This is a genomic window from Aeromonas sp. 603079 (assembly GCF_049172135.1).
GTDB lineage: Bacteria > Pseudomonadota > Gammaproteobacteria > Enterobacterales > Aeromonadaceae > Aeromonas > Aeromonas veronii.
Genome location: NZ_JAAKPX010000032.1, coordinates 1 through 24,973, shown reverse-complemented (window position 1 = coordinate 24,973; position 24,973 = coordinate 1). Strand labels below are relative to the sequence as shown.

At 60.7% G+C, this 24,973-nt stretch carries 24 protein-coding genes, 1 tRNA gene and 1 pseudogene; 13 read left to right on the top strand and 13 right to left on the bottom strand.

Annotation, left to right across the window (positions count from 1 at the left end; all coding sequences use genetic code 11):
* Positions 1–19: 19 nt before the first annotated feature.
* Positions 20–1,042: a LacI family DNA-binding transcriptional regulator gene (locus G5287_RS19575; RefSeq protein ID WP_115522531.1), complete on the bottom strand. Its 1,023-nt coding sequence runs from the start codon at positions 1,040–1,042 to the stop codon at positions 20–22.
* A 251-nt stretch (positions 1,043–1,293) separates the two neighbouring features.
* On the opposite strand from G5287_RS19575, the gene G5287_RS19570 reads away from it, so the two are divergent.
* The 3 genes from G5287_RS19570 to G5287_RS19560 are packed head-to-tail and all read left to right on the top strand — an operon-like array spanning position 1,294 to position 3,371.
* Entirely contained in the window at positions 1,294–1,737 is a 444-nt protein-coding gene (locus G5287_RS19570; RefSeq protein ID WP_005356016.1) for a PTS sugar transporter subunit IIA, read from the top strand.
* 35 nt (positions 1,738–1,772) lie between these two features.
* Entirely contained in the window at positions 1,773–2,060 is a 288-nt protein-coding gene (locus G5287_RS19565; protein ID WP_227341728.1) for a PTS sugar transporter subunit IIB, read from the top strand.
* A 51-nt stretch (positions 2,061–2,111) separates the two neighbouring features.
* Positions 2,112–3,371, top strand: coding sequence for a PTS ascorbate transporter subunit IIC (locus tag G5287_RS19560; RefSeq protein WP_042030406.1), 1,260 nt, complete (start codon positions 2,112–2,114; stop codon positions 3,369–3,371).
* A gap of 78 nt (positions 3,372–3,449) precedes the next feature.
* On the opposite strand, the gene waaA is transcribed toward G5287_RS19560, so the two are convergent.
* Both waaA and waaF read right to left on the bottom strand, forming a co-directional pair.
* Positions 3,450–4,715, bottom strand: coding sequence for a lipid IV(A) 3-deoxy-D-manno-octulosonic acid transferase (gene waaA, locus G5287_RS19555; RefSeq protein WP_227341727.1), 1,266 nt, complete (start codon positions 4,713–4,715; stop codon positions 3,450–3,452).
* A 1-nt stretch (position 4,716) separates the two neighbouring features.
* Entirely contained in the window at positions 4,717–5,751 is a 1,035-nt protein-coding gene (waaF, locus tag G5287_RS19550; protein ID WP_227341726.1) for a lipopolysaccharide heptosyltransferase II, read from the bottom strand.
* Positions 5,752–6,027: 276 nt separating this feature from the next.
* Here waaF and G5287_RS19545 point away from each other — a divergent pair, with 276 nt between their 5' ends.
* Complete coding sequence (locus G5287_RS19545; protein WP_421231755.1) at positions 6,028–6,804, top strand: glycosyltransferase family 2 protein; 777 nt, start codon at positions 6,028–6,030, stop codon at positions 6,802–6,804.
* A gap of 51 nt (positions 6,805–6,855) precedes the next feature.
* Here G5287_RS19545 and G5287_RS19540 read toward each other — a convergent pair whose 3' ends face one another.
* Positions 6,856–7,893 carry a glycosyltransferase family 9 protein gene (locus G5287_RS19540; protein WP_227341724.1) on the bottom strand — a complete coding sequence of 346 codons (1,038 nt, stop codon included), beginning with the start codon at positions 7,891–7,893 and terminating at the stop codon, positions 6,856–6,858.
* 134 nt (positions 7,894–8,027) lie between these two features.
* Here G5287_RS19540 and coaD point away from each other — a divergent pair, with 134 nt between their 5' ends.
* Positions 8,028–8,510, top strand: a complete 483-nt coding sequence (gene coaD / locus G5287_RS19535) for a pantetheine-phosphate adenylyltransferase (protein ID WP_040069411.1) — start codon at positions 8,028–8,030, stop codon at positions 8,508–8,510.
* A 106-nt stretch (positions 8,511–8,616) separates the two neighbouring features.
* Here coaD and G5287_RS19530 read toward each other — a convergent pair whose 3' ends face one another.
* The 6 genes from G5287_RS19530 to radC all read right to left on the bottom strand — a co-directional run bounded on the left by G5287_RS19530 (position 8,617) and on the right by radC (position 12,279).
* Positions 8,617–9,489 carry a VirK/YbjX family protein gene (locus G5287_RS19530; RefSeq protein WP_216952390.1) on the bottom strand — a complete coding sequence of 291 codons (873 nt, stop codon included), beginning with the start codon at positions 9,487–9,489 and terminating at the stop codon, positions 8,617–8,619.
* 177 nt (positions 9,490–9,666) lie between these two features.
* A complete protein-coding gene (gene mutM / locus G5287_RS19525) occupies positions 9,667–10,479 on the bottom strand; it encodes a bifunctional DNA-formamidopyrimidine glycosylase/DNA-(apurinic or apyrimidinic site) lyase (protein WP_005357390.1) in 813 nt (270 codons plus the stop codon).
* Positions 10,480–10,503: 24 nt separating this feature from the next.
* Positions 10,504–10,959 (bottom strand): hypothetical protein, encoded by a 456-nt coding sequence (locus G5287_RS19520; protein ID WP_216952392.1) that lies wholly within the window; start codon positions 10,957–10,959, stop codon positions 10,504–10,506.
* Positions 10,960–11,052: 93 nt separating this feature from the next.
* Positions 11,053–11,220 (bottom strand): 50S ribosomal protein L33, encoded by a 168-nt coding sequence (rpmG, locus tag G5287_RS19515; protein WP_005307500.1) that lies wholly within the window; start codon positions 11,218–11,220, stop codon positions 11,053–11,055.
* A gap of 11 nt (positions 11,221–11,231) precedes the next feature.
* On the bottom strand, positions 11,232–11,468 hold the full coding sequence (rpmB, locus tag G5287_RS19510) for a 50S ribosomal protein L28 (RefSeq protein WP_005307492.1): 237 nt from the start codon (positions 11,466–11,468) through the stop codon (positions 11,232–11,234).
* A gap of 136 nt (positions 11,469–11,604) precedes the next feature.
* The gene (gene radC, locus G5287_RS19505; protein WP_033113596.1) at positions 11,605–12,279 is read right to left on the bottom strand and encodes a RadC family protein; all 675 of its coding nucleotides are present in this window, start codon (positions 12,277–12,279) and stop codon (positions 11,605–11,607) included.
* Between the two features lie 148 nt (positions 12,280–12,427).
* On the opposite strand from radC, the gene coaBC reads away from it, so the two are divergent.
* The 5 genes from coaBC to pgi all read left to right on the top strand — a co-directional run bounded on the left by coaBC (position 12,428) and on the right by pgi (position 17,833).
* Positions 12,428–13,630 (top strand): bifunctional phosphopantothenoylcysteine decarboxylase/phosphopantothenate--cysteine ligase CoaBC, encoded by a 1,203-nt coding sequence (coaBC, locus tag G5287_RS19500; RefSeq protein ID WP_005357385.1) that lies wholly within the window; start codon positions 12,428–12,430, stop codon positions 13,628–13,630.
* An 80-nt stretch (positions 13,631–13,710) separates the two neighbouring features.
* Positions 13,711–14,169: a dUTP diphosphatase gene (dut, locus tag G5287_RS19495; protein WP_005339498.1), complete on the top strand. Its 459-nt coding sequence runs from the start codon at positions 13,711–13,713 to the stop codon at positions 14,167–14,169.
* A 68-nt stretch (positions 14,170–14,237) separates the two neighbouring features.
* Positions 14,238–14,834, top strand: coding sequence for a nucleoid occlusion factor SlmA (gene slmA, locus G5287_RS19490; protein WP_005339495.1), 597 nt, complete (start codon positions 14,238–14,240; stop codon positions 14,832–14,834).
* 165 nt (positions 14,835–14,999) lie between these two features.
* Entirely contained in the window at positions 15,000–15,836 is an 837-nt protein-coding gene (locus tag G5287_RS19485) for a mechanosensitive ion channel domain-containing protein (RefSeq protein ID WP_201959210.1), read from the top strand.
* 347 nt (positions 15,837–16,183) lie between these two features.
* Complete coding sequence (pgi, locus tag G5287_RS19480) at positions 16,184–17,833, top strand: glucose-6-phosphate isomerase (protein ID WP_005339491.1); 1,650 nt, start codon at positions 16,184–16,186, stop codon at positions 17,831–17,833.
* Positions 17,834–17,989: 156 nt separating this feature from the next.
* Here pgi and ilvC read toward each other — a convergent pair whose 3' ends face one another.
* Positions 17,990–19,471 carry a ketol-acid reductoisomerase gene (gene ilvC, locus G5287_RS19475; RefSeq protein WP_204381472.1) on the bottom strand — a complete coding sequence of 494 codons (1,482 nt, stop codon included), beginning with the start codon at positions 19,469–19,471 and terminating at the stop codon, positions 17,990–17,992.
* A gap of 221 nt (positions 19,472–19,692) precedes the next feature.
* Between ilvC and ilvY the strand changes: the two genes are divergently transcribed.
* The gene (gene ilvY / locus G5287_RS19470; protein WP_005342097.1) at positions 19,693–20,586 is read left to right on the top strand and encodes an HTH-type transcriptional activator IlvY; all 894 of its coding nucleotides are present in this window, start codon (positions 19,693–19,695) and stop codon (positions 20,584–20,586) included.
* On the opposite strand, the pseudogene G5287_RS19465 reads toward ilvY, so the two are convergent.
* Positions 20,578–21,435, bottom strand: a pseudogene (locus G5287_RS19465) (hypothetical protein); the annotation flags it as partial. The gene ilvY and the pseudogene G5287_RS19465 overlap by 9 nt on opposite strands.
* A 192-nt stretch (positions 21,436–21,627) precedes the next feature.
* Between G5287_RS19465 and G5287_RS19460 the strand changes: the two are divergent.
* Both G5287_RS19460 and G5287_RS19455 read left to right on the top strand, forming a co-directional pair.
* On the top strand, positions 21,628–21,819 hold the full coding sequence (locus G5287_RS19460) for a hypothetical protein (RefSeq protein WP_124930448.1): 192 nt from the start codon (positions 21,628–21,630) through the stop codon (positions 21,817–21,819).
* A gap of 73 nt (positions 21,820–21,892) precedes the next feature.
* Complete coding sequence (locus tag G5287_RS19455; RefSeq protein WP_421231754.1) at positions 21,893–24,475, top strand: GNAT family N-acetyltransferase; 2,583 nt, start codon at positions 21,893–21,895, stop codon at positions 24,473–24,475.
* A gap of 256 nt (positions 24,476–24,731) precedes the next feature.
* Here G5287_RS19455 and G5287_RS19450 read toward each other — a convergent pair.
* Positions 24,732–24,808, bottom strand: a tRNA-Asp gene (locus G5287_RS19450).
* Positions 24,809–24,973 lie beyond the last annotated feature (165 nt).

Sequence of the window (24,973 nt, the reverse complement as noted above, 5' to 3'; positions counted from 1 at the left end):
ATGACGTGTGAAACGGGGATCAGCTGCTTTGACGCTTTTGCAGTTGAAAATCGAGAGCCAGAGCGGTGCCCATCACGGGCTCCCCGGCCAGTTGGCGCAGGATCAGCTCGGCAGCCTCCTGCCCCATTTTGCGATAGGGGATCCTGACCGAAGTAAGGGTCGGATAACAGGCGCGCGCCACATCCAGATCGTCAAATCCGGCGATGGCGAGTTTGCCCGGCACATTCAAATGGCGGCGCTGGCACTCGAACAGCACCCCGGCCGCCAGTTCGTCGTTGACACAGATCAGCGCGTCCAGCTCGGGCCAACGCAGCAGAAATTCACCCAGCATAGTGGCGCCGGTACTGAAGCTGGGCCGCTCCGAGGTGTTGATGATGGCATCGGGGGAGAGGTAGTTGTCGAGCAGCGCCTTCTGCCAGCCCTGCATCCGCTGTTGCAGCATCCACTGCTCCTGACGGGCGCAGAGAAAACCGATATTGCGGTAGCCCCGCTCGATAAGGTGGCGGGTGAGCTGATAACCGGCATCGAAGTTGGAGACTCCCACATTCATATCGATGGGGCTGCGGGCCATAGCACCCACTTCCACCACCGGCAGGCGGGAGGCTTTCAGGCGAGTACGGATCGTCTCGCCGGGATCGCCACCAAACAGCACCACCGCTGCCGGATTGTGCTGCAAAAAGCTGGTCAGCAGGCGCTCTTCCTGCTGTTTCAGATGCTGGGCATCCCCCAGCATGATCTGGTAACCCTCCTCGAGCAGGGTCTGTTGCAGGCCAGCGATCATCTCGCCACAGCCCGCTTCCGCCAGACTCGGGACGATCACTACGATGGTCTGGGAAGTCGCAGAGGCCAACGCCCCGGCGGCCCGATTGGGGATATAGCCGAGCTCTTCCACCGCAGCTTCGATGCGCTCACGCATCCTGTCGGAGACCATCTCCGGCGTGCGCAGGGCACGGGAAACCGTCATGGCCCCCACACCAGCCAGCTGGGCCACATCGTTGAGGGTCACCCGACCCGTGCTACGGCGCTTCTTTGCTTCTGACATCCATCCCTTCCTCGGCTTGCGGCTGCTCACTTTAAGGCAAAAGAGCGCCACTGACTATTTGCTCAGGGCCGATTCTACCCGCTTTCCCGGATCACGGGGGCAAGATGACTCCCGTTAATGGGTGAAGTGATAGCGCTATCACAGTTTGATGTTAGCGCTATCTGATAGCGCTAACTTTCGCGATCACCCTCACAGTTTCACCACCGCAAGATCGATAGATTGGCGCCATCTTAACTAGCCGGATCACCACCATGCTGACTCAACTGCTGACCGAGGATGTCATCCGCATCGAACCCGCAGCCCGCGACTGGCGTCACGCCATCGAGCTGGCGACGGCGCCCCTGCTGGCCAATGGCACCATCGAACCCTCCTACGTGGCGGCGCTGTTTCGCTCCCATGAAGAGCTCGGCCCCTACTACGTGCTGGGCCCCGGTCTGGCTATGCCCCACGCTCGTCCCGAAGACGGCGTCAACCGGTTGGGTCTGGGGCTGACCGTCATCAAGCAGGGGGTCAACTTCGACTCCGAGGGCAACGACCCGATCCGGCTGCTGATCACCCTGGCCGCCAGCGACAGCAACTCCCACGTGGAGACCATCGCCCAGCTGGCCGAGCTGTTTATGAATGAAGAGGACGTGGCGGCCATCATTGCGGCCGACACCAAAGACGACATCTTGCGCATTCTGGCGCGCTACTAATCTGCGCCAAGGCGCACCTGACAGAGGAAGAGACAATGAAAATTCTGGTTGTATGCGGTCACGGTCTGGGCACCAGCCTGATGATGGAGATGAGCATCAAGAGCATCCTGAAAGAGCTGGCAGTCACCGCCGAAGTGGATCATCGCGATCTGGCCTCCGCCGGCAGCGAAACTGCCGAGATCTTTGTCGCCACCCGTGACATCGCCGAGCAGCTCCAATCCATGGGGGTCAACAGCCGTCTGGTGGCCCTCGACAACATGGTCGACAAGGCCGCGATGAAAGAGAAGCTCGCCACCGCCCTGCGCGAACTGGGCGCCCTCTAAGGATCCTCCATGCGGCCTGCGGGCCGCATCTTCCATTGCCAGGAGCTGACCATGGAATTTTTCAACTTTCTGATGTTTGACGTGCTGTCCGAGCCCGCCGTGCTGGTCGGCCTGATCGCGCTTATCGGCCTGATTGCCCAGAAGAAACCGGTGACCGAGTGCATCAAGGGCACGGTCAAGACCATCATGGGTTTCGTCATTCTGGGGGCCGGTGCCACCCTGGTGATCAACTCGCTGGGTGACTTTGCCGTCATCTTCCAGCACGCCTTCGGCATCAAGGGGGTCGTGCCCAACAACGAAGCCATCGTCTCCATCGCCCAGACCTCGTTTGGCAAGGAGATGGCGATGATCATGTTCTTCGCCATGCTGGTGAACATCCTGATCGCCCGTCTGACCCCGTGGAAATTCATCTTCCTGACCGGTCACCACACCCTGTTCATGTCGATGATGGTGGCGGTGATCCTCTCTGCCGGCGGCATGAGCGGCGTGCCGCTGATCGCGGTGGGCAGTCTGGTGGTCGGTGTCGCCATGGTCTTCTTCCCGGCCATCGCCCACCCCTTCATGAAGCAGATCACCGGCTCCGATGACGTGGCGCTGGGCCACTTCTCCACCTGCTCCTACGTGCTCTCCGCCCTGATCGGCGCCAAGTTCGGCAACAAGGCACACAGCTGCGAAGATGTGCAGGTGCCCAAGAGCCTGCTGTTCCTGCGCGATACCCCGGTGGCCATCTCCTTCACCATGGGTATCATCTTCCTGGTGACCTCCGCCTTCGCCGGCCCCGAGTTTGTCTCCAGCGTCGCCAAGGGCAAGCACTGGTTCATGTTCTCCCTGATGCAGTCCATCACCTTCGCCGCCGGTGTCTACGTCATCCTGCAAGGTGTGCGGATGGTCATCGCCGAGATCGTACCGGCCTTCAAGGGTATCTCCGACAAGCTGGTACCGAACGCCAAGCCGGCACTCGACTGCCCGATCGTCTTCCCCTACGCCCCCAACGCCGTGCTGATCGGCTTCCTGTCGAGCTTTGCCGCCGGTCTGGTGGGGATGGCGCTGCTCTACGCCATGGGCCTGACCGTCATCATCCCGGGCGTGGTACCGCACTTCTTCGTCGGCGCCGCTGCCGGGGTATTCGGCAACGCCACCGGTGGTCGTCGCGGCGCCATTCTGGGTGCCTTCGCCAACGGCCTGCTGCTGCTCACCATTCTGCCGGTGTTCCTGCTGCCGGTGCTGGGCGACCTCGGTTTCGCCAACACCACCTTCAGCGACTCCGACTTCGGTGTGGTCGGCATCCTGCTGGGGCTGATCGTTCGCTAATTCCGGTCACCGCCAAAAACAAAACGGAGCGTATCGCGCTCCGTTTTTTTATGGCTGAGATGTATGAAAGGCTGACACTCAGTCGTTCTCCAACGCAGTGAGGCAGTGCGAGAGGGTACGCGCCAGCGCTCCCTGATTGCGCAGCACAACGGCGCGAGCCTGCTCCCCCATCTCGCGGCGGGCGTTGCCGTCGGCAAACAGCTGGCTCACCCGCTCGCCCAGCTCGGCGGCATCGGCCACAATGGCGGCACCCCCCTGAGCCACCAGCTGGCGGGTGATGTCGCTGAAGTTGAAGTAGGCGGGACCGGTCAGGCAGGGCTTGCCGAGGGCCGCCGGCTCCAGCAGGTTGTGACCGCCGATCTTCACCAGACTGCCGCCAACGAAGGCCACATCGGCCGCAGCCAGCATCAGCGGCAGCTCGCCCATGGTATCGCCGAGATAGACCTTATCCTCCGCACTCACCGCAGCACCATCAGTGCGCCGCACGCAGCCATAAGGGGCACACTGCTCGGCCACCCGATCGAACCGCTCGGGGTGGCGCGGCACCAGAATGAGCAGCGCGTCGGGATGACGTTTGAGCAGCAGATCGAAGGCGGCCAGCACCTGCTCGTCCTCACCCAGATGGGTGCTGGCGGCGATCCAGACCGGCCGCTCGGCGCCCAGCAGCTGGCGCAGAGAGCGCCCTTTGGCCTGCACCTCGTCACCAAACTGGATGTCGAACTTGATGGAGCCGGTCACCGCCAGCCGCGAACGATCGATGCCGAGGCGGGCGAAGCGGTCGGCATCATCCTGATGCTGGCAGAGCAGATGGGTCAGCGGCCGGCTCAGGGCGTCGAAAGCACCGTGGAAGCGGGCATAACGCTGGCAGGATCGCTCGGAGAGGCGGGCATTGATGATGGTCACCGGCAGGTGGCGCGCCTCGCAGGCGGCCAGCCAGTTCGGCCACAGCTCGGTCTCCATCACCCAGAGCGCGCGCGGCTTGAAGGTGTCAAGAAAGGCGGCAATGGCCCAGGGGTAGTCGAGTGGCGCGTAGCGATGGATCACCAGATCCCCCAGCTTGGCAGCCTGATCGGCGCCGGTGCGGGTGGTGGTGGTGAGCAGGATCGGCAGATCGGGCCGCTCCGCCTTGAGGGCGCGAATGAGCGGCGTGATGGCCAGCGTCTCCCCCACGCTCACCGCATGGATCCAGAGCGGCGCCTCCTGTCCGGTGGCGGGCAGCCGCCCGAGATGCTCGGCCCAGCGCTTGCCAAAGCCGGGCTTGCCTTTCTTAGGCTTGTAGAGGGCCAGCAGCGCCAGCGGCAATCCCAGATGGATCAGCAGGTTGTAGAGCAGGCGGTAGGGCATCTTACTGACTCTGCTCCAGCTTCTTGCAGGCATCGACCACCTGCTCCGGCGCCAGGTCGATCAGGCACTTGAGATGGCCGAACTTGCAGGTGCGCTTGAAGCAGGGGCGACACTCGATGTCGGTGTGAACGATCTCGACCCGATCCGCCAGCGGCGGGGTGTAGAGTGGCGAGGTGGAGCCATAGACGCCCACCAGCGGCCGGTTGAGGGCGGCGGCGATGTGCATCAGGCCGGAGTCGTTGGAGATGACCCGGCTGGCCAGCGCCATCAGATCGATCGCCTCGTGCAGGCTGGTCTTGCCCGCCAGCACGTGGCAGTTGGGGCGCGTCAGCAGATTGACCCGATCCCGGATGGTATTGGCCACCGGCACATCCTTGTTGGAACCGAAGATCCACACCTGCCACCCCTCGTCCAGATGCTGCTGGGCTACCACGGCGTAGTGCCCTTCAGGCCAGCGCTTGGCCGGGCCGAACTCGGCGCCGGGACAGAGCACCAGCACCGGGCGGGCGCGATCCAGCCCCAGCCGCTCCAGCGCCTTGCTCTGGTTTATCAGATCGACATGGAGCGCCGGATACGGAATGGTCGGGATATCGGCCCGACTCTTCATCTGCGCTTTGGGATAAGCGAGCGCCAGATAGCCCTCCACCATCAGCGGGAAGGCGGACTTGTTGCTGCGCAGGTCGTTGAGCAGGCCATAGCGGCTCTCACCCTTCCAGCCGGTACGCACCGGAATGCGAGCAAACCAGGGGATCAGCGCCGACTTCATGGAGTTGGGCTGGACGATGGCCTGATCGTACTTCTCGGCTGCCAGCTGCTTGCCGAGGCGGCGGCGCGCCACCAGTTTGAAGTCACCGTGGCCAAGGGGCATGGTGATCGCCTTGTCCACCTCCGGCATCCGCTCCAGCAGGGCACAGCACCAGGCGGGGGCCATCACGTGCAGTTCGCACTCCGGATGGTTGGCCTTGATCGCCTTGTAGAGGCTCTGGGACATCACCATATCGCCGACCCAAGAGGGGCCGATCACCAATATTTTCATCACGCGTCTTCTCTCGGGACTGGCCCGGCTGTTAATCATCACTGGGCGAGATTATGCCCCAAGAATGGTCGGATAAATAACAGAAGATCCTTGGCAGACGCTGCCGTCACCCCATTTTTCCAGCGGTGCCCCTCTTCCAACCGGACGAGACGAGACAGGCAAACAGCTGATAGAAACGGGCAATGGCGGCTCTCTCTTTGGCCCATTTTTCCGTTAGAATGGCCCATCAATACGCATTCGACCCGCCAGCCGGGCAATAACCGTGAGCCCCATTTCGTGAAAAAACCGACTCTGGCTGCCGTTCTGATCGTCAAGAATGAAGCCGACAACCTGCGCAAGTGCCTCGCCTCCCTCGACGGACTGGTGGACGAGATCGTCATTCTGGACTCCGGCAGCCAGGACGAGACCCCGACCATTGCCGCCGAATTTGGGGCCCGCTTCTTCGTCAACGCCAAGTGGCCCGGCTTTGGCAAACAGCGCCGACTGGCCCAGTCCCACGTGCAATCCGACTGGGTGCTGTGGCTGGATGCCGACGAGCGGCTCACCCCCGAGCTGAAAACCGCCATAGCCAACGTGATGACCAATCCGGCCAGCGATACCATCTACTCGATCCCGCGCCTCTCCTGGGTGTTTGGCCGCTTTATTCGCCACAGTGGCTGGTATCCGGATCGGGTGCTGCGCCTCTATCCCAAGGCACTCACCAGCTACAACGAGGCGCTGGTGCACGAGAAGGTGGAGGTGCGCGCCAACATGAAGATCGTCAACCTCTACGGCGACCTGCACCACTTCACCTATCGGGATCTGGAGCACTATCTGGTCAAATCGGCCGGTTATGCCCGCGCCTGGGCCGATCAGCGCACCGCTCGCGGCAAGAAGGGCTCCCTCAGTCAGGGGCTGATGCATGCCGTCGGCTGCTTCATCAAGATGTACCTGCTCAAGGCTGGCTTCCTCGATGGCAAGCAGGGGTTGCTGCTGGCGATCCTCTCCGCCCACTCCACCTTCGTCAAATACGCCGACCTCTGGGTGCGCCAGCAACCGCAGCAGCCGGAATAACCGTCATACGAAACAGGGCACCACGGGGCCCTGTTTACATTGCTGCATACGTTATTTGCGCCAGAAAGGCGCCGCCCAGCGGGCCATCACCGGCACCATGGTCTTGGGATCGAGCTGGCTCATATCCTCAGGATGGTCGCTATCCTCCGGCGGGCTGAAGGCAAGGTGACGCCCTTCGCTGTTGAGGGGCTTCCAGCGCAGCGGAGTCGCGGAGCGGCGCATCGGGAAGAAACCGATAGTCGGCACATCGAGCGCACCGGCGATATGGAGCGGGCCGGTACTGCCAGCGATAAACAGGGCTGCGTTGGCCAGCACCTGACAGAACATCGGCAGACCATCGCTGGAGCGGTAGATCCAGCCATTGCCACCGTGGGCCAGCAACTCGGCCGCCAGCTGTTCGGCCATCTTCTCCTCGCCCGGGCCTGCGGTCAGCACACACTGCAGTTCGGGGCAGGCCTGATTGAGCTTGATGATGATGCGAGCATACTGCTCGATGGAGAGGTTGTTGGCCGAACCGCCGCTACCGGCATGTACCATCAGCCAGGGGCGACTGGTATCGAGCTTGAGCTTGAGCGCCAGCTGCTCGCGCACCTGCCGCAGAGTCTCCTCATCGAACTGCAGGAAGGGGGTCTTGGGCTCCACCACGGCGACCTGATGATCGGTCAGGAAGCGACGGATCAGCTCCAGATTGTACTCGGACTCCGGCTTCTGGGAACGGGAGCGACGCTGCACCAGTCGCTGGTTGTAGAGCACCTGCGCCAGCTTGGTCGCCGGCGCCAGCCGATAAGGGATGTGTGCCTTCCACACCAGCATGGCGTTGCGGGAGTTGGAGAAGAGGCAGATGGACGCGTCGAACGCCGCCGCCTTGATCCGCGCCAGCAGCGCTCGCTGTTGCTCCTTGTCGGCCCGCACGCCCGGATCGATGATCACCTCGTCAATCCAGGGGCAGAGCCGGGCCAGCGGGGCCGTGTAGGCCGGAACCAGGGCAGTCACATGACACTCCATGGAGCCTTTGAGCATGGCGAAACTCGGCCACGCCAGCATGAAGTCACCAATCTTGTCATTGCGAACGACCAGAATACGTTTCATAAAAAATCCCTTTGCTCCCTGTCACCAATGCAGGGAGGCTTGATGCGCGATGGCGTATTCTTGCCTGATGCACTGCTATTCTCAAGCGACGACCTTATAATGCGACCAAATTTCCAGGTTGCAGGACCGCAAAGATGACTACCAGGGTGATCTATCCCGGGACGTTTGATCCCGTTACCAATGGCCACGCCGATCTCATCGGCCGCGCCGCCAAGCTGTTTGACGAGGTGGTGGTCGGTGTCGCCAACAGCCCGAGCAAGCGACCTCTGTTCGATCTGGCAGAACGTGTCCAGCTTGTCCAGCAAGTGACCAGCACGCTTCCCAACGTCAAGGTGGTGGGCTTCTCCGGTCTGCTGGTCGATTTCGCCAAAGAGCATCAGGCCAACGTGCTGATCCGCGGCCTGCGCGCCGTCTCCGACTTCGAGTACGAGTTTCAGCTGGCCAATATGAACCGCCGCCTGATGCCTGAGCTGGAAAGCGTCTTCCTCACCCCGGCCGAGGAGAACTCCTTTATCTCCTCCACCCTGGTGAAAGAGGTGGCGCTGCACGGTGGCGACATCCGCCAGTTTGTCGACCCCGTGGTGGCCCAAGCCATCGCCGCCAAACAGAAAGGGTGATTCCCTTCCACACTGGCCATTCCCGACGGCAACAACGAACAAGGGCTACCCACGGGTAGCCCTTGTTGTATCTTTCTCGTTATAGAGAGGTCAGCATGCTTGCCGGTTACTGACGGGCAAACCGCTCATTCATCTCCTGCACCAGCAGATCGAGCCACTCGTAGCGGCGCCGGTACATGGCCCGCTTCTTGGAGGCGATCTCCTCCAGCGGCTTGCGCGGCTGGGCTTGCAGGGCGACGAAGTTGGCATCCACATCCCGGGCGCCGAATTCCTGCCACAGCTCGTCATAATCGGCCTGCAGGTTGGCTTTTTGCTTGCTGCTGTAGCGCCTAGCCTGAAACACGTGGGCACGCTTGCGCACCGCCAGCACCTCCGCCGCCCCCATGCTCTGCGCCAGTTGCAGCACCAGCTGCACCAGCAGGGATTTGGGCCGCAGGCCGTGTCCCTCTTTGGTCAGCTCGCGCACCCGATCCTGAGCATTGTCGACCGCAGGCTCCGGCCCCTGCATGGAGCCGATCATCAGAATCAAACGATCCACGCTACCCGCCAGCGAAAAGGCGCAGCTGTAGAGGCGCTGCCCCTCGCCGTTGACGATGGAGAGCGCCAGCTCGGCCTCGCGGCGGAAGGTGCCATCGTGGCGCAGCAGAATGCGGCAGCCACTCTGGGGATAGTGCCCCAGCGCGATCCCCTCGCCCAGATAGAGGGGGTCGATCAGCTGCGGGTAGCACTCCAGCAGCAACCGGTAGTGATTTTCCAGCATCTCGGCCCGCTCACGGGCGCTGGCACAGGCGAAGCGATAGGGTCGCATAGGCTTGTCGAGCAGCTCGGGATAGACCGCTGGCAGTGCCTTGAGCGAGTCGCACTGAAACAGGCTGAAGACCCGGCTCAGCGACTTGCGATAGAGCAGGCTGCGCAGCACGAACTTGCCGCGATTGAAGGTTTTCCGGTCACATCCCTCGGGGTAGAGGAAGCGGGCCATGGATTTTGCGCAATAGCGCTCCTGCCGGGATAAATATTCCCAGTCTATTGATTTTAAAGTCATTTCTAGTTCTCAAACCGCCTGAACGGCCGCTGATACTAGTAATGACTGCGCAAATATTCAACAGCCTGGAAATATGCTGTTACAACTTCCCCCGGATCGGGGAAAAAAGTACGCTCAGCGCTGGCAATGACTGCAAAAAACCGTGGTACGCTGCCCCATTCTTGTCTCGGTCAGCAGGGTGTGACAGTGGAAACAGGGCTGACCGCCACGGCCGTAGACCTGCAACTGCTGCACGAAATAGCCTGGCTTGCCATCGGCACTGGTGAAATCCTTGAGGGTGGTGCCGCCCTGCCGGATGGCTTCGGCCAACACCCGCTTGATCTCGGCCACCAGGGTTCCCAGCCGCTCGGCGCTGATATTGCCCGCCGCCCGTTTGGGGTGAATGCCGGCGGCATAGAGCGCCTCGTTGGCGTAGATGTTGCCTACCCCGACCACCACCTGATTGTCCATCAGGAACTGCTTGATGGCAGTGCTGCGCCCCTTGGCACGCCCCTGCAGGTAATCAGCACTGAAGGCATCGGTGAGCGGCTCGGGCCCCAGCTTGGCGAGCAGCGCGTGGGCTTCGGCCGGTTCCCTGGTCCAGAGCAGGGCGCCGAAGCGGCGCGGATCGTTTAGCCGCAGCAGCTTGCCATTCTCCAGCTCGATATCCACATGGTCGTGCTTCTCGGCCGGGGTGCCGATATCCAGTACCCGCAGGCTGCCGGACATCCCCAGATGGAGGATGGCGGTGCCGAAATCGGTCTCCAGCAGCAGGTATTTGGCACGGCGGCGCACCCGATGGATGGTGAGGTCCACCAGCTCCTGAATCTCACCGGGGATCGGCCAGCGCAGGCGGCCATCCCGCACCACCACGCGCGTCACCTTGATACCGGTGAGCCAGGGGGAGATCCCCTGACGGCTGACTTCAACTTCTGGCAATTCAGGCATGGGTACCTCACAAGGAAAAGGAACTCAGGGGGCAGGGCGCAGCAGATCGCGATACTGCTCGGCTGTGAGGGCGAGCCAGAGACCGGAGGGCAGCTGGGCACCATACTGACCGCTATTCTGATAGAGGCCGATCTCGACCGGATCGTTCTGACCGGCAATCCACACCTTGATGGTCACCGGCGCACCGCGTACCGCTTCACCGGGGGGTAACAACCAGCCCTGCCAACGTGCCAGACGGGCATCCAGCTGCGCGCTGTCGAGCCCCAGATCCGGCCCGCTGCGCCAGCCCTGACCGATCCGCTCAATCTGCCAGCTCGGCCCCTGCCAGGTGAGCACCACAGCCGCATCAGGCAGCAAGGGGCGAGCCCGCTTGGCGCTATTCTCCTGCTGGGCCAACTCCATACGATGCAACAGGGTGATCACGATCAGCACCACCACGATGATCACGTTATTCCAGCCTTTGCGGCTCAATTTGAACATGGCAAGTCTCCCTTTGAACCGGCAGTGTACTGAATTCGACGCATAAAAAAACCCGGCACGAAGCCGGGTTTTTGGGAATGCAGCATCAAGTAATTACTTGATTTTGCCTTCCTTGTAGATCACATGCTGACGAACAACGGGATCAAACTTTTTGATCTCCATTTTTTCGGGCATGGTGCGCTTGTTTTTGGTAGTGGTATAGAAGTGACCAGTACCGGCGCTGGAGTTCAGGCGAATTTTCTCGCGAATACCTTTAGCCATGATCTAATTCCTTATACCTTAACACCGCTGGCGCGCAGTTCAGCCAGAACCACTTCAACGCCACGCTTGTCGATGATACGCATGCCTTTTGCGGATACGCGCAGGCTTACGAAGCGTTTTTCACTCTCAACCCAGAAACGGTGAGTGTGCAGGTTCGGCAGGAAACGACGCTTGGTAGCGTTGTTAGCGTGCGAACGGTTGTTACCAACTGCCGGGCGCTTGCCGGTTACTTGGCATACTCTAGACATGTCAGTCTCTCCAAATCTTACTTCATTGCTCGAGCAAATATCTGCCCCGCTGGCCTTCGATTGCGGGGCAAACAGAAGGCGGCATTTTATACAGCATCCGTGATCAAAGATCAACTAATACGGTGCCAGAGCACAGTTATAGCCAACCGCGCTCGGCAAAAGAAACCGTGATGCCGTCACCGATCACCAAGTGATCCAGCACTCTGATATCGATCAGGGCCAAAGCGGCCGTGATCCGATCCGTGATCTGGCGGTCGGCCCTACTGGGCTCGGCGACGCCGGACGGGTGATTATGCGCCAGAATCACCGCGGCTGCATTATGTTTGAGCGCGATCTGCACGATTTCTCTTGGCCAGACGCTCGCCGAATCGATTGTGCCGTAAAAAAGCTCAACAAATTGAATGACTCTGTGCTGATTGTCGAGCAGCAGCAGGGCAAACACTTCGCGCGGCCGATCCCGCAGCTGGGCCTGCAGATAGTCGCGGGTCAGCTGGGGTGAGGTGAGGGCATCGCCCCGCTGCAGCTGCTGCGCCAGATGGCGTTTGGCCATCTCCAGCACCGCCTGCAACTGGGCATATTTGGCTGGGCCAAGACCGTGTGCCTCGCAGAAAGCGCGCTGATCCGCGCCTAGCAGATTGCGCAGCGATCCGAACTGATTCAACAGGTTACGGGAGAGATCGACCGCACTCAGGCCATTGACGCCGGTGCGCAGGAAGATGGCGAGCAGCTCGGCATCGCTGAGCACCGTCGGCCCCTGTCGCAGCAGCTTCTCTCTGGGGCGTTCATCTTCCGGCCACTCCTTGATGCTCATTTGTCTCTCCTCTCTCCCTGTTGAGGAAAAACATAGCAAATATTTGCGTGTTCCCCGCCACAACCCCTTGATGCCAACCCCTGTCGTCATCCCCTGCCTGTGGTATCTTAGCCGACCAGTCAAAGTGAGCCGGATAGAGAAACAGCAGATGAGATTGGCCGATAAACGCATCCTGTTGGGTGTCAGCGGCGGGATCGCCGCCTACAAGAGTGCCGAGCTGGTACGCCGTCTGAAAGATCAGGGTGCCGAGGTGCGGGTGGTGATGACCCGCTCCGCCAAGGAGTTCATCACCCCGCTGACCCTGCAGGCGGTCTCCGGTCATCCGGTGGCCTACAGCCTGCTGGACCCCTCTGCCGAAGCGGGCATGGGCCATATCGAGCTGGCCAAGTGGGCCGATCTGGTACTGATCGCCCCCGCCAGCGCCAACCTGATGGCGCGGATGGCTGCAGGCATGGCCGACGAACTGCTGACCACCCTCTGTCTGGCCACGCCGGCGCCCATCGCGCTGGCGCCCGCCATGAACCAGCAGATGTATCTCAACGCAGCGACCCAGGCCAACCTCAAGACCCTGGCCAGCCGCGGCATTCTGCTGTGGGGGCCGGATGCCGGCAGCCAGGCCTGTGGCGATGTGGGCCCGGGGCGGATGCTGGACCCCCTCGAACTGGTGGATCGCTGCTGTCAGCAACTGGCCGCCGAGCCCTTGCTGGCAGGCGTCAAACTGCTGCTGACCGCAGGGCCAACCCGCGAGGCGCTGGATCCGGTGCGCTACATCAGCAACCACAGCTCCGGCAAGATGGGCTACGCCATCGCTCGCGCCGCCCGTGAAGCAGGCGCAGAGGTGACGCTGGTGAGCGGCCCGGTGACGCTGGCTACGCCAGCAGGTGTTACCCGCGTCGATGTCGAGAGCGCCGAGCAGATGCATCAGGCGGTGATGAGCCGGGTCGGCGAGTGCGACCTCTTCATCGGCTGCGCGGCGGTAGCCGACTATCGTCCTGAGCAGGTGGCCAGCCAGAAGATCAAGAAAACCGGCGACAACGACCAGATGGTGGTGAAGCTGGTGAAAAATCCCGACATCATCGCGGCCGTTGGTGCCCTTTCAGACAAACCCTTCACCGTCGGATTTGCCGCCGAAACCGTGGATGTGGAACAATACGCCCTCGACAAGTTGCAGCGTAAGCGGCTGGACATGATCGCCGCCAACGATGTGTCCCGTGAGGGGCAAGGCTTCAACGCCGATGACAACGCCCTGACCGTGTTCTGGCAAGGGGGCCAGGCCCCGCTGCCGCTGGCCGACAAGCTGACGCTGGCCCGTCACCTGATCGCCCTGATTGCACGCCACTACCGGCACTGAGCGTCCCGAAAGAACAAGACTCACGGCGCCCCGCCTGCCAAGAGGGCCGCCAATACAAGATCCAACTGAAAAAGCGATTCATGACTACACAAATTGAACTGAAGATTCTGGATGCCCGTATCGGTACCGAGTACCCGCTGCCCGCCTACGCCACTCCCGGCTCTGCCGGCATGGATCTGCGCGCCCTGCTGGATGCGCCGCTGACTCTGGCTCCGGGCGATACCACTCTGGTGCCGACCGGTCTGGCCATCCACATCCAGGATCCGGGTCTGTGTGCCACCATTCTGCCCCGCTCCGGCCTCGGCCATAAGCACGGCATCGTGCTGGGCAACCTGGTCGGACTGATCGATTCCGATTACCAGGGTCAGCTGATGGTCTCGGTCTGGAACCGTGGCAAGGATGAGTTCACCATGCAACCCGGCGAGCGCATCGCCCAGCTGGTGATCATGCCGGTGGTTCAGGCCAGCTTCCAACTGGTCGATGAGTTCAATCAGAGCGAACGGGGTGAAGGCGGTTTTGGTTCTTCTGGTCGCCAATAACAGACCACACCAGCCCGATGGGCGGTGCCTAATAACAGAATCAAGCCATTGTTTTTTTAGGGGAATCCATGGCAAGCAGTAATCAGAAACAGAGTCGGCGCGATCAGATCCTGCAGGCGCTCGCCCATATGCTGGAAACCAGTCCGGGTCAGCGCATCACCACGGCCCGTCTGGCGGCCGAGGTCGGCGTCTCTGAAGCAGCCCTCTATCGACACTTTCCAAGCAAGGCGCGGATGTTCGAGGGGCTGATCGACTTTATCGAGGATTCCCTGCTGTCACGGGTCAATCTGATCATGGCGGAAGAGAAAGACACCATGGCGCGCTGCCACCACATCCTGCAGCTGCTGCTGGTGTTCGCCGAGCGCAATCCCGGCATCACCCGCATCCTCAACGGCGATGCCCTGTTGGGCGAGCACGACCGGCTGCGGGATCGCATCAGCATCCTGTTTGACAAGCTGGAGACCCAGATCAAGCAGGTGCTGCGCGAGAAGCGGCTGCGCGAGGGTCAAGGCTTCCAGCTCGACGAGACCATGCTGGCCAATCTGCTGCTGGCCTACACCGAAGGCCGTATCAGCCAGTTTGTCCGTTCCGAGTTCAAGCTCAAGCCGACCGCCGGTTTCGAAGATCAGTGGCAATTTATCCGCAGCCAACTGCTGCAGAGCTGATGGTTTTTTCGCGTCATTCAGCAAAAAGAAGGGAGGCTTTGGCCTCCCTTCTTTTTTATGGCAGGTTTTTATGGCAGAAAAGAAGTACCAGATGCGACCCGTACTGTCGCGCTGCGGTGTTAGATTTATCCACCATAAACCTTTTAGAACCTGACAGGACATCCTATGGAACCCGAAATCATTACCGAAGCGCAGACCTGGCTGGTCAATAATCAGGGACTGCTGATCGAATACGGCGTTAATATCGCCGCCGCCCTGCTGACCCTGCTGGTCGGCTATATCGCCGCCAACCTCGTCAGCGGTGGCGTGGTCAAGGTGATGCAGGCCCGCAAGCTGGACACCACCGTCACCCACTTCGTCGGCAGCATCCTCAAATACGCCATTCTGGTGTTCGTGGTGATCGCCGCGCTGGGCCGTGTCGGCGTGCAGACCGCCTCCTTCGTCGCCATTATCGGTGCCGCCGGTCTGGCCATCGGTCTGGCGTTGCAAGGCTCGCTCTCCAACTTCGCTGCCGGCTTCCTGCTGATCATCTTCCGCCCCATCAAGGCGGGCGAGTTTATCGAAGTGGCAGGCACTGCGGGTGTGGTGCAGTCCGTTCAGCTCTTTACCACTACCCTCACCTCCGGTGACAACAAGATGGTGGTAGTACCGAACTCCGCCATCCTCAACGGCACCATCGTCAACTACTCGCGTATGGATACCCGCCGCGTCGACATGACCTTTGGCATCGGCTACGGCTCTGACCTGCGCAAGGCCAAACAGATCCTCGAGCGTCTGGTAAGCGAAGAGCCGCGCATCCTGAAAGATCCGGCCGCTACCATCGCCGTTGCCGCGCTGGCCGACTCCTCGGTCAATATCGTGGTGCGCCCGTGGGTCAAGACCGCTGATTACTGGGGGGTCTGGTTTGACTTCCACGAGAAGGTGAAACTGACCTTTGATGCCGAAGGGATCGAGATCCCCTTCCCGCAGATGGTGATGCACATGCAAAAAACGCAGGCGTGATCGCGGTAAAGCAGCAACCCACAATGCCAGCCTTCGGGCTGGCATTGTCGTTTCTGGCCCCAGCCCATGGCCATGTCGATGCATAACCACGCCAACCGGATGAAAACAATTTCAGGCTATCGGGGTGGCCCCAATCATGAGCAAGCGCAAGATCCGCCTTGCTTTCGTGACACATAATCCCAATGTTCTGGTTGTATGCTCCCGGCAGTGACCCATTGCGGTAAAAGACAATCGGTAAAAATCTGTTACACGGGCCGCCCGATCGGCTCGCTATAATGCTCGGATAATAAGGTTTGGCGGGACCTTGCCTGCAAGGTTCAAACACAACTTGGCATTTCAGGAATCCTATGAAAAATATCAATCCAACCCAAACCCAGGCCTGGCAGGCACTGGAAGCCCACTTTGCAGCAAACAAAGAGACCCGACTCAAGGATCTGTTCGCGCAGGACCCGAAGCGCTTTGACAAGTTTTCCCTTACCTTCGGCGGCGACATCCTGGTTGATTACTCGAAGAACCTGATCACCGAAGAAACCCTCAAGTTGCTGGTTGATCTGGCCAAAGAGACCGATCTTCGCAGCGCGATCGATGCCATGTTCAATGGCGACAAGATCAACATGACCGAAGGCCGCTCCGTACTGCACGTGGCCCTGCGCAACCGCTCCGACCGCCCCATCGAGTGCGACGGCAAGGACGTGATGCCGGAAGTGAACGCCGTACTGGCCAAGATGAAAGGCTTCTGCGAGAAAATCATCTCCGGCGAGTGGAAAGGCTACACCGGCAAAGCGATCCAGCACGTGGTCAACATCGGTATCGGTGGTTCCGATCTCGGCCCGGTGATGATCACCGAGGCACTGCGTCCCTACAAAAACCACCTGCAGATGCACTTCGTCTCCAACGTCGATGGCACCCACATCGCCGAAACCCTGAAGAAGATCGATCCGGAAACCACCCTGTTCCTGGTGGCCTCCAAGACCTTCACCACCCAGGAGACCATGACCAACGCCCTGACCGCCCGCGACTGGTTTATCAACATCGCCGGTGACAAGGCCCACGTTGCCAAGCACTTCGCAGCTCTCTCCACCAACGGCAAGGCTGTGGCCGAGTTCGGCATCGACACCAACAACATGTTCGAGTTCTGGGACTGGGTTGGCGGCCGCTACTCCTCCTGGTCTGCCATCGGTATGCCCATCGCCCTGTCCGTCGGTTTCGAGAACTTCGAAGCCCTGCTGCAAGGCGCCTTCGAGATGGACATGCACTTCGCCACTGCCTCCTATGAGCAGAACGTACCGGTGCTGCTGGCGCTGATTGGCCTGTGGTACAACAACTTCTACGGTGCCGAGTCCGAAGCCATCCTGCCGTACGACCAGTACATGCACCGCTTCCCTGCCTACTTCCAGCAGGGCAACATGGAGTCCAACGGCAAGTACGTGGATCGCAACGGCAAGCCGGTTGACTACCAGACTGGCCCCATCATCTGGGGTGAGCCGGGCACCAACGGCCAGCACGCTTTCTACCAGCTGATCCATCAGGGCACCAAGCTGATCCCCTGTGACTTCCTGGCGCCAGCCATCAGCCACAACCCGATCGGTGACCACCACCCGAAACTGCTGGCCAACTTCTTCGCCCAGACCGAGGCGCTGGCATTCGGCAAGAGCAAGGAAGAGGTCGAAGCCGAGTTCCTGGCTGCTGGCAAAACCCTGGAGCAGGTCAAGGATCTGGTGCCGTTCAAGGTGTTCGAAGGCAACCGCCCGACCAACTCCATCCTGTTCAAGAGCCTGACCCCGAAAACCCTGGGTGCCCTGATCGCCATGTATGAACACAAGATCTTCGTACAGGGCGCAATCTGGAACATCTTCTCCTTCGACCAGTGGGGCGTGGAGCTGGGCAAACAGCTGGCCAACAAGATCCTGCCGGAGCTGGGCAACAACGAGGCTGTCACCAGCCACGACTGCTCCACCAACGGTCTGATCAACACCTGGAAAGCGTGGAAAGCCTGATTTATCCGGCCTTTCTGAATGCAAAAGCCCCGCTCGATGAGCGGGGCTTTTTTATGACTGTCAGGCTGATTGTTCTGGCTGGCCGGTCGGGTGTCCAGTCCGACCGGCGACGGGGATCGTCATCCCCGCCCCTTCATCATCCAGCCCGATGCCGGCTTAACCGCCAACGGCGATGCGTTTCATGTCTTTCATATAACCACGCAGTACTTGGCCGATTTTCTCGATCGGGTGGTTACGGGTCGCTTCGTTGGCCGCCAGCAGCGCCAGGTTATCCACGCTCTGCCCTTCCGCCTTGCTGGCACCCAGATCACCCGCCTTCAGGGTTGGCATGAAGTGCTCGCGCAGCAACGGCACTGCAGCGTTGGCGAACAGGTAGTTACCGTACTCGGCGGTATCGGAGATGACCACGTTCATCTCGTACAGACGCTTGCGGGCAACGGTGTTGGCGATCAGCGGCAACTCGTGCAGGGATTCGTAGTAGGCAGACTCCTCGTAGATACCGGAAGCCACCATGGTCTCGAACGCCAGCTCGACACCCGCCTTGACCATGGCCACCATCACCACGCCATTGTCGAAGTACTCCTGCTCGGCAATCTTGCCTGCAAACGCCGGGGCGTTTTCGAAAGCAGACATGCCGGTCTCTTCACGCCAGGTGAACAGTTTGACGTCATCTTCGGCCCAGTCGGCCATCATGCCGCGGGAGAACTCACCGGCGATGATGTCGTCCATGTGCTTCTCGAACAGCGGGCGCATCAGGGTCTTGAGCTGCTCGGAGAGCTCGAAGGCGCGCAGCTTGGCCGGGTTGGAGAGGCGATCCATCATCAGGCTGATGCCGCCCTGCTTCAGGGCCTCGGTGATGGTTTCCCAGCCAAACTGGATCAGCTTGCCGGCGTAGGCCGGGTCTGTGCCCTCAGCAACCAGCTTGTCGTAGCAGAGCAGAGAACCGGCCTGCAGCATGCCGCAGAGGATGGTCTGCTCGCCCATCAGGTCGGATTTCACTTCCGCCACGAAGGAGGATTCCAGTACCCCGGCACGGTCGCCGCCGGTGGCAGAGGCCCACGCCTTGGCGATGGCCATGCCTTCGCCTTTCGGGTCATTTTCCGGGTGAACGGCGATCAGGGTCGGTACGCCGAAACCACGCTTGTACTCTTCACGCACTTCGGTACCCGGGCACTTGGGCGCCACCATCACGACCGTGATGTCGGAGCGGATCTGCTGACCCTCTTCCACCACGTTGAAGCCGTGGGAGTAACCCAGCGCAGCGCCCTGCTTCATCAGCGGCATCACGGTTTTCACCACGTCGGAGTGCTGCTTGTCCGGAGTCAGGTTCAGCACCAGATCTGCGGTCGGGATCAACTCTTCATAGGTGCCGACCGCGAAGCCGTTATCGGTAGCTTTCTGCCAGGAGGCACGCTTCTCGGTGATGGCGGCCTTGCGCAGGGCGTAGGAGATATCCAGCCCGGAGTCACGCATGTTCAGACCCTGGTTCAGACCCTGGGCACCACAGCCCACAATCACCACCTTCTTGCCCTTCAGCACGTTGCAGCCGTCCGCGAATTCTTCGCGCTGCATGAAACGACACTTGCCCAGCTGGGCCAACTGCTGACGCAGGTTCAAGGTGTTGAAATAGTTAGCCATGGTGATTGCTCCGTTCGATTGATTCCATGCCGGATAGCGGCGTTGTCTGAACCACTATAGCGCGGGACACTTATTGCCTGAACTGATATATTCGAAACAGTACGTTGCAATAACTGAAAGACTCACCCTTCATAATTGCCTGCTGAATGTACCGCGAGATGGCAGAAACAAGCCACCAACCGCTGGGTATCGGGCACACAAGCCGCGCCAGGAGCTGAAAGATGGACCTTCGCAATCTCGAGCTGTTTCTCCACCTCGCCGACTCCCTTCATTTCGGCAAGAGTGCCGATGCCATGGCGGTCAGCCCCTCCACCCTGAGCCGCGCCATCCAGCGACTGGAACAGGAGACCGGCTGCATCCTGTTCGAGCGGGACAACCGCTCGGTACGGCTCACCCCCGCCGGCGAGAAGCTGCGCGAATTCGGCGGCGGCCTGTTGCAGGAGTGGCGTCAGCTCAAGCAGGAGCTCAAACGCAGCGATGAACCGCTGCAGGGACGGCTGCGGGTATTCTGCTCGGTCACTGCCAGTTACTTTCTGCTGCCCGAGGTGCTGGAGCGCTTTCGCCGCCGCTATCCCCAGCTGGAGATCAAGCTGGAGACCGGCGACCCGGCGCTGGCGGTGGACAAGATCCTGGCCGATGAAGCCGATCTCGCCATCGCCGCCCGTCCCGACGCTCTGCCCGCCAAGCTGGAATTCGCCAGCCTGCAGCTGGTGCCGCTGGTCTTTATCGCGCCGCGCAATGCCCCCCAGCTGAACCAGTGGTTCCGTCAGGGCGAGCCGGACTGGGAGCAGCTGCCAGTCATCCTCTCCGAGCAGGGCTTGGCCCGCAAACGCAGCGATCAGTGGTTTCGCAACAAGGGGATAGCGCCCAACATCTATGCCGAAGTGGCGGGTAACGAGGGAATTGTCGCCATGGTGGCACTTGGTTGTGGCGTAGGATTGGTGCCGGCAGCAGTGATCGACCACAGCCCGCTCGGCGACAAGGTGCGGATCATCGACCTCAAACCCGCCTTCAAGCCATTTGATGTGGGGATTGGGGTGCTCAAGAAGCGGCTGGAAGAGCCGCTGATCCGCGCCTTCTGGGATACCGCGCAGAATCAGGGCTCTCTGCGCTGACACCGGTTTATAGATAAGGGCCGGATCGGCCATCATGATGCGGCTAGGCAGCGGCAAGTCGGGGTTGTGCAGCTCGAGACGCACCCGCTCATCCAGTTTCAACCGCCGAATGGTGCTGCCAAATCCCTCTTCAAAGACCCGGTCAAAAGCACCAGACTGCCGCGCCCGCCGCAGGCCAAGCTCGATGCGCTGGGCCAGCTCCGGATATTTTGGCGAGACAAAGAAGAGCAGCGCCAGCGGATAGCGAAACACCAGACGGGGCTCGATGACGAGATCCGGATGCTGCCTTAGCTCATCCTCGACCTCGATGACCGATCGCAGGAAGCAGTCAAAGCGCTTCTTGCGCAGCATATTGAAGAGCGCCTCATAAAGATTGCCCACCGTCACCTTGAGGCCGTTAGCCCGCAGCAACTGGGTGTCTGGCCAGGATCTGTGCTGACCGATGGAGAGCCCGGCGCGATGCCAGTCCGCCAACGATCTGATCGCGGCAAAACGCCCCTCATCCCCCTGCCGAACCAGACACACCCGCCATCCCAGCAGCCCCTTGGCCAGCGGAATGTGGATTGCCAGCAACTCCCGTTCTCGCTCACCATCCGGGGCAAAGACACCGACCTGAACCAGCTCACCGCTGCGCAGCTCCTTCACCGCCCGCCCCTGTTCCATTTGCGGGCTGGAAACCAGCTGGTAGGGGCCATATTCGGGCACGGTAAGGTCGAGGGAGAGGCGCAGCAACTGGACGACGGCGGGGTTGGGATGATCCAGCAGCAGATTCCAGGCGCGGATAGGCTGCTCGGCTGCCGATACGCCAACCGTCCACAGTGCCATGCACCACCACCAGACTCTGATCATCCTGTGCACCATCCGTGCCTCGTGCTCCTCGCCATACTATAACGCCAGCCAGCGCCTCAACGGCGCCCTCTCTGAAAGATGTGTGAGCGCTCTCGTGTCAAATCTCGTGTCAAAAGTGACAATAGGCAAACCCGGCAGGTCATCGCAGACTGGGCGTTCATCAACACACGCCAAGGCGCAGGGAGGAGAGCCATGAAACAGCATCTGGTAGAGATCAAGGGTTCAACCCTGTTTGAGGAGTATCTGCAAAGCATGGGCGTGCCCAGCACGGCGCTAGATCGGGAGCAGGATATCTATCTTCAGGAACGCCACCTGGGAGCCATTCGCCGGGTGCAGGGCGAACTGCGCTTTTATCTGCGTGCCAATGCCCTCAACAAACGGTGATCAGGATCCGGTCACAGAACCCGCAGCAAAGGCGTATTAGACTGGTATCTTCCCCCTTTTGTCGGGAGTGCCCATGAAAGCAAGCGGTCTGGATCGGCTGTTCAAACCCCACTCAATCGCCGTGATCGGCGCCTCGACCGACCCGCTCAAGGCGGGTCATGTGATCGTGCGCCACCTACTGGCGGGCCAGTTCAAAGGGCCCATCCTCCCTGTCACCCCGCGCAACAAGTCCATCGCCGGCGTGCTGGCCTATCCCGATATTGCCAGCCTGCCGCTGACCCCGGATCTCGCCATCATCTGCACCAGGCGGGAGCGAGTCTTGCCATTGCTGGAAGCGCTCGGCCAGAAGGGCGCAGGGGCGGCTATCATACTGGCCGCCGACTTTTCCCCCGAGGAGCGGCTGGAGCTGAAACGGGTCTGCCAGCAATATGGCATTCGCCTGCTCGGCCCCAACAGCATGGGGATGCTGCTGCCCGGCCAGGGGATTAACGCCAGCTTTTCACCCATTGCCGCCAAGCCGGGACAGGTCGCCTTTCTGTCGCAATCCGCAGCCGTCAGCACCACCATTCTGGATTGGGCCAAGCAGCATGAACTGGGCTTTTCCGCCTTCATCTCCCTTGGCGATCACTGCGACATCGACTTCGGCCAGCTGCTGGATCAGCTTTCCCGCGACAGCGTCACCCGCGCCATTTTGATCTACATGGACAAGTTGCACGACGCCCGCCACTTTCTCTCGGCGGCGCGGGCAGCCTCACGCAACAAGCCGATCCTGGTGCTGAAAAGCGGGCGCCACGAACCGGCCCACGGTCTCGACAACGTCTATGATGCCGCCATCCGCCGCGCCGGCATGCTGCGGGTACGGGATACCCACGAACTGTTTGCCGCGGTAGAAACCTTGAGCCACTCCATGACCCTCAAGGGAGAGCGGCTTGCCATCATCTCCAACGGCCGCGGGCTGGCTAATATGGCAGTGGATGTACTGCTGGAGCGGGGTGGCAAGCTGGCTCGTCCGCCGCTCGATATCGGCAGCGATGCCACCATCACCACCTATCAGGAGGCGCTGGACAACGTGTTGCAGGAGGATGGCATCGACGCCATCCTGATCATCCACGCCCCCTCGCTCACAGCACCGAGCGCGCCGCTGGCCAGCCATCTTATCGCCCATCTGAAACAGCATCCCAGAGCGCGCCGTTTCAATATCCTCACCAACTGGGCGGGCGAATACTCGGCGCAGGAGGGGCGCAAACTCTTTACCGAGGCGGGCTTCCCGACCTACCGCACGCCGGAAAGCGCCATGGCCGCCTTCATGCACATGGTGGAATACCGCCGCAACCAGAAGCAGTTGATGGAGACACCGGCATCCCTGCATGGCAACCAGCTCAATGTCGATCTGTGCCAGCAGCTGATCCGCCAAGCGCAGGAGCGCAAACAGCTAAGATTGGATACCCATCTGGTGCACCCGATTTTACAAGCCGCCGGTCTCTCGACCCTGTCAACCTGGATCGTCACCGACGCCATCGAGGCGACCCTGACCGCCGAGCAGATCGGCTATCCGGTAGCGGTGAAGCTGCGCTCACCCGACATCCTGCACAAGTCTGCCGTGCACGGGGTGGTGCTCAATCTGCGCACCTCGGCCGAAGTGGCGCAAGCTGCAGATGCCATTCTGGACAGGGTCAAACAACACGATCCGGGTGCCCGCATTGAAGGTTTGCTGGTGCAGCGGATGGCTCGCCGCAGCGGTGGCCTCGAGCTGCGGGTACGCATCCAGCAAGACGCCATCTTTGGCCCCGTCATTCTGCTGGGTGAGTCGGGTGCGGAACCGCAGGAGATGGTGGCAGCGTTACCGCCGCTCAATCAGGCGCTGGCCCGTTACCAGATCATCGGCGCCCTCAAGAGCCGCAAGATCCGCGAACAGGCCACGCCGGAACGACTGGATATTGATGCCTTGAGCCAAGTGCTTTGCCAGCTCTCCGAGCTATTGCTCGCCTTTCCAGAGATTCAGGAGCTGGACCTGCACCCGCTGCAAGCGTGCGGTGCCGAAATGGTGGTGCTGGATGCCAGCCTCACGCTGGCTGACCCCGCCATCCCGACCAGCAGCCGACTGGCGATCCGTCCCTATCCTACCGAGCTGGAAGAGGGTGCCTGGCTTAAAGATCAGCGCCATATCCTGCTGCGCCCGATCCGGCCGGAAGATGAACCGGCTCACAAGCAGTTCGTGCTGCAGGTCTCCGATGAAGACAGGTACAAACGCTTCTTCGCCGATGTGGGCGAGCTGGGTCATGAAGAGCTGGCTCGCATGACCCAGATCGATTACGACCGGGAGATGGCCTTTGTGGCGGTGGGGCAAGATGGCGAGCTGCAGGATCAGATCCTCGGCGTGGTACGCGCGATCTCGACCCCGGATCTGAGCGATGCCGAGTTTGCCATTCTGGTGCGATCGGACTTGAAAGGGGTGGGGCTCGGCAAATTGATGATGGAGAAGATCATCCGTTACGCCAAAGAACAGGGGATTGGCCAGCTATCCGGCATGACCATGCCCAGCAATCGCGGCATGGTCAACCTCGCCAAACGGCTTGGCTTCAAGATCGATATACAAATGGAAGAGGGGGTGGTCAATATGGAGCTGCCCTGTAGTCAGCAGGCGACAGAAGCCTGATTTGGCCGCCTGTAAACTCGCTCAAATGGCTGATAAGGCTCGGATATAGCCCGAAAATGGTGGAAATAACCGGCTATCTGGCACTCTTACTTGGCAGGGAAAAGCCAGATATTGGTGGTTTAACGCGCTAAAAATACAAAAGCCCGGTTATTAAACCGGGCTTTGTGTTGGTTCTTGCGTACAAATCTGTGGGACTTATGGGCAAGATCGCACATAGCAAAAAGGCCTTCCCAATCGGGGAAGGCCTTCAAATTAGTGGCGGAGCGGACGGGACTCGAACCCGCGACCCCCGGCGTGACAGGCCGGTATTCTAACCGACTGAACTACCGCTCCGCATTCGGTTAGCTTTCGCTAAATTGTTTGCCGCGTCAGTGAGGTGTCATCCTCGCAGCCAGTGACGTCATTCTTCACATCACCGTTTAATTGGGTGCCTGGCAGTGTCCTACTCTCGCATGGCGAATGCCACACTACCATCGGCGCTACCGCGTTTCACTTCTG

Coding starts and splice junctions, on each gene's coding strand:
- G5287_RS19565 (WP_227341728.1), top strand. CDS start 1,773: ATGAAAATTCTGGTTGTATGCGGTCACGGTCTGGGCACCAGCCTGATG.
- slmA (WP_005339495.1), top strand. CDS start 14,238: ATGGCAAGCAGTAATCAGAAACAGAGTCGGCGCGATCAGATCCTGCAG.
- ilvY (WP_005342097.1), top strand. CDS start 19,693: ATGGACCTTCGCAATCTCGAGCTGTTTCTCCACCTCGCCGACTCCCTT.
- G5287_RS19460 (WP_124930448.1), top strand. CDS start 21,628: ATGAAACAGCATCTGGTAGAGATCAAGGGTTCAACCCTGTTTGAGGAG.
- G5287_RS19455 (WP_421231754.1), top strand. CDS start 21,893: ATGAAAGCAAGCGGTCTGGATCGGCTGTTCAAACCCCACTCAATCGCC.
- waaA (WP_227341727.1), bottom strand. CDS start 4,715: ATGCCCTACCGCCTGCTCTACAACCTGCTGATCCATCTGGGATTGCCG.
- rpmG (WP_005307500.1), bottom strand. CDS start 11,220: ATGGCTAAAGGTATTCGCGAGAAAATTCGCCTGAACTCCAGCGCCGGT.
- coaD (WP_040069411.1), top strand. CDS start 8,028: ATGACTACCAGGGTGATCTATCCCGGGACGTTTGATCCCGTTACCAAT.
- G5287_RS19530 (WP_216952390.1), bottom strand. CDS start 9,489: ATGGCCCGCTTCCTCTACCCCGAGGGATGTGACCGGAAAACCTTCAAT.
- dut (WP_005339498.1), top strand. CDS start 13,711: ATGACTACACAAATTGAACTGAAGATTCTGGATGCCCGTATCGGTACC.
- G5287_RS19570 (WP_005356016.1), top strand. CDS start 1,294: ATGCTGACTCAACTGCTGACCGAGGATGTCATCCGCATCGAACCCGCA.
- radC (WP_033113596.1), bottom strand. CDS start 12,279: ATGAGCATCAAGGAGTGGCCGGAAGATGAACGCCCCAGAGAGAAGCTG.
- pgi (WP_005339491.1), top strand. CDS start 16,184: ATGAAAAATATCAATCCAACCCAAACCCAGGCCTGGCAGGCACTGGAA.
- G5287_RS19575 (WP_115522531.1), bottom strand. CDS start 1,042: ATGTCAGAAGCAAAGAAGCGCCGTAGCACGGGTCGGGTGACCCTCAAC.
- G5287_RS19560 (WP_042030406.1), top strand. CDS start 2,112: ATGGAATTTTTCAACTTTCTGATGTTTGACGTGCTGTCCGAGCCCGCC.
- ilvC (WP_204381472.1), bottom strand. CDS start 19,471: ATGGCTAACTATTTCAACACCTTGAACCTGCGTCAGCAGTTGGCCCAG.
- rpmB (WP_005307492.1), bottom strand. CDS start 11,468: ATGTCTAGAGTATGCCAAGTAACCGGCAAGCGCCCGGCAGTTGGTAAC.
- mutM (WP_005357390.1), bottom strand. CDS start 10,479: ATGCCTGAATTGCCAGAAGTTGAAGTCAGCCGTCAGGGGATCTCCCCC.
- coaBC (WP_005357385.1), top strand. CDS start 12,428: ATGAGATTGGCCGATAAACGCATCCTGTTGGGTGTCAGCGGCGGGATC.
- G5287_RS19520 (WP_216952392.1), bottom strand. CDS start 10,959: ATGTTCAAATTGAGCCGCAAAGGCTGGAATAACGTGATCATCGTGGTG.
- G5287_RS19485 (WP_201959210.1), top strand. CDS start 15,000: ATGGAACCCGAAATCATTACCGAAGCGCAGACCTGGCTGGTCAATAAT.
- G5287_RS19540 (WP_227341724.1), bottom strand. CDS start 7,893: ATGAAACGTATTCTGGTCGTTCGCAATGACAAGATTGGTGACTTCATG.
- waaF (WP_227341726.1), bottom strand. CDS start 5,751: ATGAAAATATTGGTGATCGGCCCCTCTTGGGTCGGCGATATGGTGATG.